This is a genomic window from Sandarakinorhabdus sp. (assembly GCF_031422795.1).
Taxonomy (GTDB): Bacteria; Pseudomonadota; Alphaproteobacteria; order Sphingomonadales; family Sphingomonadaceae; genus Sandarakinorhabdus.
Genome location: NZ_JANPML010000411.1, coordinates 1 through 4,320, shown reverse-complemented (window position 1 = coordinate 4,320; position 4,320 = coordinate 1). Strand labels below are relative to the sequence as shown.

Annotated in this window: 4 protein-coding genes and 1 tRNA gene; 4 read left to right on the top strand and 1 reads right to left on the bottom strand. The window is 65.3% G+C overall.

Annotation, left to right across the window (positions count from 1 at the left end):
* Positions 1 to 1,077, top strand: a 1,077-nt coding sequence (locus tag RMO81_RS14360; RefSeq protein ID WP_310476590.1) for a hypothetical protein, incomplete at its 5' end; no start/stop codon positions are given.
* Between the two features lie 20 nt (positions 1,078 to 1,097).
* On the opposite strand, the gene RMO81_RS14355 is transcribed toward RMO81_RS14360, so the two are convergent.
* Positions 1,098 to 1,171: transfer RNA gene (locus RMO81_RS14355), tRNA-Gln, on the bottom strand.
* Between the two features lie 280 nt (positions 1,172 to 1,451).
* Between RMO81_RS14355 and RMO81_RS14350 the strand changes: the two genes are divergently transcribed.
* From RMO81_RS14350 to RMO81_RS14340, 3 genes are all read left to right on the top strand, one after another.
* On the top strand, positions 1,452 to 2,453 hold the full coding sequence (locus RMO81_RS14350) for a Ppx/GppA phosphatase family protein (protein ID WP_310476588.1): 1,002 nt from the start codon (positions 1,452 to 1,454) through the stop codon (positions 2,451 to 2,453).
* A gap of 13 nt (positions 2,454 to 2,466) precedes the next feature.
* Positions 2,467 to 3,183 (top strand): RlmE family RNA methyltransferase, encoded by a 717-nt coding sequence (locus tag RMO81_RS14345; RefSeq protein ID WP_310476586.1) that lies wholly within the window; start codon positions 2,467 to 2,469, stop codon positions 3,181 to 3,183.
* A 136-nt stretch (positions 3,184 to 3,319) separates the two neighbouring features.
* Entirely contained in the window at positions 3,320 to 4,294 is a 975-nt protein-coding gene (locus RMO81_RS14340) for an agmatine deiminase family protein (protein WP_310476585.1), read from the top strand.
* Positions 4,295 to 4,320 lie beyond the last annotated feature (26 nt).

Genomic DNA, 4,320 nt, shown 5'->3' with positions numbered 1-4,320 from the left:
CACAAGTTCCGCATCATCTACGACATCACCGCCACGACCGCGGGAGCCCGGACCTATTTCAATCCCATCCGCACCGGCAGCGTTGCCACCGACGAGAAGGTGATCGACCGTGCGACCGGCGCGGCGCTTGGCTTTGCCGAGGTTGACGGCGGTATTGCCCGCGCCGGCGGCGTCTCCAATGCAGCGCCCCAAGCCAGATATATCGCGGTCACGCTGGCGCGGCCGGTGCCCGAAGGTGGCGGCGCGCGCATCCGCATCGACAAGACCTATGAAGACGCCAAAAGCTACTACACCGATGGCGACACCATCGTGTTTGACCGTTCGCTGGGCATCAAACGCAACAGCGTGGTCCTTCCGGCAGGTTACCGGCTGGCGTCGGTCAATGTGCCGGTGCAGGTGCTGCAGCAGGCTGATGGCCGCATCGCGGTGTCGTTTCTGAATGCCACGCCGGCGCCGATGCCGCTGGTTATCCGCGCTGTTCCCGCTGGTGTGATTGCAGCGGGGTCGAGCATGGCCGCCCGCATCAGTGAACGCGCGGCCCAAACCCGCGAGATCGTCTATTATCTGCGCCCGCCCGAAACCCACAGTTTCGACCTGACCCATGATTATACCGAGGAGAGGGCCGGCGTTGCCGCCTATGTCAATGTCGTGCGGGCGGGCAGCACAGTGTCCAACCCGTCGGCGCGCGACCTCGATACCGGTGCCGCGCTGACCACCGAAACGGTGCGCGGCGCGGCAATCACCGCAATCGATCCCCGGGAAACCAGTGTGACCGCCGATACCACGGCCGTGGTGTTCCGATTTCCGCCGGTTACGGTTGGGGCCAGCCGGCGTATCCGCATCGCCGAAACCTATACCGATCCCGAACGCTACCGCATCGTGGCCGGCGAATTGCTATGGCACCGCGCCTTTGGTCGCCCGGCCAATGCGGTCGTTCTCCCTGCCGGCTGGGTGCTGACCAATTCAACGATCCCGGCAGCGATCAGCATGATCGCCGATGGCCGCACACGGCTGGATTTCATCAATCCGCGTCCCGATGACATCGATGTGGTGATCACGGCCCGGCGCGCACCGTAAGGCCGCTGACTCTGATGCGCTGGATGCCCCGCGAGGATTCGAACCTCGATTAACGGTGTCAGAGACCGGAGTCTTACCTTTAGACGACAGGGCAGCAACCAGCGAGGCCGGGCGTTTAGCGGTTGGGGCGGCCATGGTCAACCGCCACGTTTACCGCTTTCGGTTCGTCGCGGCGAAATATCGACCGATTTGCTATCACACCCCTTATTGGCTAGCGTGGTGTCAGGTTCCGTTGCGGCGCTGTCCCATTGGGGCGCATCGACCAAGGCGGTTTGTGAATGTGACTGGACTTGCCGATGCCGGCCCCGCTTGAATCTGCCCCCCGGCCTGAGTCAACCGACTCCGCGCGCCGTGGCACCGCCGCCCGAAATCGGATGCACCCGTCCCAGCAGCGCCGTGCGCCCGCCTATGGTGCGCTGGACCTGGGCACCAACAATTGCCGATTGCTCATCGCCCGGCCGTCGCCCGATGGTTTCACCGTGGTCGATGCCTATAGCCGGGTGGTGCGGCTGGGCGAGGGGTTGCTGGATGCCGGCCGGCTTTCCGATGCCGCAATGGACCGCACGCTGGCCGCGCTGTCGGCGTGTGCCGACAAACTGGCGCGCCGCGATGTGCGGCTGACCCGCAATGTCGCCACCGAAGCCTGCCGGCGTGCCAGCAATGGCCTGGCGTTCGTGGAGCGCGTCTATCAGGAAACCGGCATCGCGCTGGACGTGATCAGCGCGGCCGAAGAAGCGCGGTTGGCGGTGCTGGGTTGCCATGTGCTGATCGACGGCGACGGCCCGCCGGCGCTGGTGTTCGATATTGGTGGCGGTTCGACCGAGTTGATGCTGGTGGCGCCGTCGGGCGTCGGGGATGCACCGCCGGCCATTCTCGACTGGATTTCGATGCCGTGGGGCGTTGTTTCCCTCGCCGAAACCGAACCACAATGGCCGCAGGCGCCTGATCGTGTGCAGGCCTATGACCGCATGCTGGACGAGATCTTCCCGTGGCTGGACCGCATGTCTGCCAAGCTGGCGGTGCGCGGGGTGCGCGACGTGCAGTTGCTTGGCACGTCGGGCACCATCACCACGTTGGCCAGCGTGCAACTGGGCCTGCCCGGTTATGACCGGCGGCGCGTGGATGGCTGCGCGGTGGATACGGCCAGTCTTGCCGGCTTGTGCCGATCGATCGGCCTGGCCAGCGTGCAGGATCGCGCGCGCATCGCCTGTGTTGGCCCGGACCGGGCGGAATTGATCGTGGCGGGTTGCGCCATCCTGGAAGCCATCCTTACGCGCTGGCCGGGCGGGCAGGTGCGCGTGGCCGATCGTGGCATCCGCGAAGGCATCTTGCGCACGTTGATGACGCGCGACGGCGTGTGGGCGGTGGGCAAGTGAACGAGGTTGGCAAATGAGCGGCGCTGGACCAACGGGCCCCAATGGCGGTTCGGGCGGACGTTCGCGCGGCGGCAAGGTGCGGGTGAAAACCGCCCGGCGCCGGTCACCGCAATCGACGCGCTGGCTGGAACGGCACTTGAATGATCCCTATGTCGCCGCGGCCAAGGCGCAGGGTTATCGCAGCCGTGCTGCCTTCAAGCTGAAGGAGCTGGATGAACAATTCGGGTTCCTCGCCGGGCTGGACCGGGTGGTGGATCTGGGTGCGGCACCGGGCGGCTGGTGCCAGGTGGTGAAGGAAAAACGGCCCAAGGCCAAGGTGGTGGGCATGGACCTGCTGGCCATCGAACCGCTGGCCGGTGTGGACCTGTTCCAGAAGGACATCACCGACGATGACAGCGAGGCGCTGATCCTGACCACGCTGGGCGGCCAGGCCGATCTGGTGATGAGCGACATGGCCGCCAACACGGTGGGCCACAAGCAGACCGACCATCTGCGCACCATGGGCCTGATCGAAGCCGCGCTGGACATGGCGACCCGACTGCTGCGGCCGGGCGGTGGTTTTGTGTCCAAGGTGCTGGCCGGCGGCGGCGATGGCGAACTGACCGCGGCGCTGCGCAAGCATTTCACCAGCGTGAAGCATGTGAAGCCGCCGGCCAGCCGCAAGGGCAGCAGCGAATGGTATGTGGTGGCCCAGGGGTTCAAGCCGGGGTTCAAGCCGCCCGCTGCCTGAGACGGTGTGCCGCACTTCGCGGTTGCCAGCGCCGTCATTGGCTGGCAATCAATCGCCACAGCAACAGTTTAGGCAGCCAGCCACGCCAATGGTCAGTGCGTGGCAGCGCCCGGTGTGTGGGGAGCGTGTGAAGACAATGACGGCGCGACAACCGGCAGAATGGGCTGCCCACGCCGCCACCTGGACGGCATTTCCGTCCCATGCGGAGCTGTGGGAAGAGGATCTGGCGCCGGCGCAGGCCGAAGTTGCCGCCATGGTGCGCGCCATTGCCAAGGGTGAGCGCGTTGAACTGCTGGTGGCCAATGATGCCGCCATGGCAGCCGCGCAGGCGTTGCTCGGCGATGTTGATGTGCGGCTGCACAATTATGGCTTTGGCGATATCTGGCTGCGCGACACCGGGCCGTTGTTCCTGCAATCGCCGCACGGGATGGCGGCGGCGGGCTTCCGTTTCAACTTCTGGGGCGGCAAATATGATCTGCCCGGTGATGAGGGCGTCGCCGCTTTCGTGGCCGACGCGACGCAGACCCCGCTCGCCAGGCACAGCTGGGTGCTGGAAGGCGGCGCCATCGATGTGGATGGCACCGGCTTGGTGGTGACCACCGAACAATGTCTGCTCAACCCCAACCGCAACCCCAAGATGGACCGGGTGGAAGTGGAAAGCCATCTGCGACGCGATCTTGGCCTGGATCGGGTGCTGTGGCTGGGCGAGGGATTGCTGAACGATCACACCGATGGTCATGTCGATAATCTGGCGCGCTTTGTCGGCCCAGGCCGGCTGGCGCTGCCGGTGCCCGCCGGCAACGATGATCCCAACAAGGATGTTTATGACGACGCGTGGGATCGCGCCCGTGATTTCGGGCTTGAGGTGGTGCCCGTGCCGTCACCCGGCAAGGTGCTGCGCGATGGTGAGATCGTGCCCGCAAGCCACATGAATTTCTACATCGGCAACGCCGTGGTGGTGGTGCCATTGTATGGCGCGCCCAGCGATGAAGATGCGGTGAAGGCGATTGCCGAATTTTTCCCCACCCGTGAGGTGATCGGCATGCGCGCCGATCATATCCTCGCCGGCGGTGGAAGTTTCCACTGCATCACGCAGCAGCAGCCGAAATAACCCCCTCTCCCCTTGCGGGAGAGGGT

Coding starts and splice junctions, on each gene's coding strand:
- RMO81_RS14350 (WP_310476588.1), top strand. CDS start 1,452: ATGCACCCGTCCCAGCAGCGCCGTGCGCCCGCCTATGGTGCGCTGGAC.
- RMO81_RS14345 (WP_310476586.1), top strand. CDS start 2,467: ATGAGCGGCGCTGGACCAACGGGCCCCAATGGCGGTTCGGGCGGACGT.
- RMO81_RS14340 (WP_310476585.1), top strand. CDS start 3,320: ATGACGGCGCGACAACCGGCAGAATGGGCTGCCCACGCCGCCACCTGG.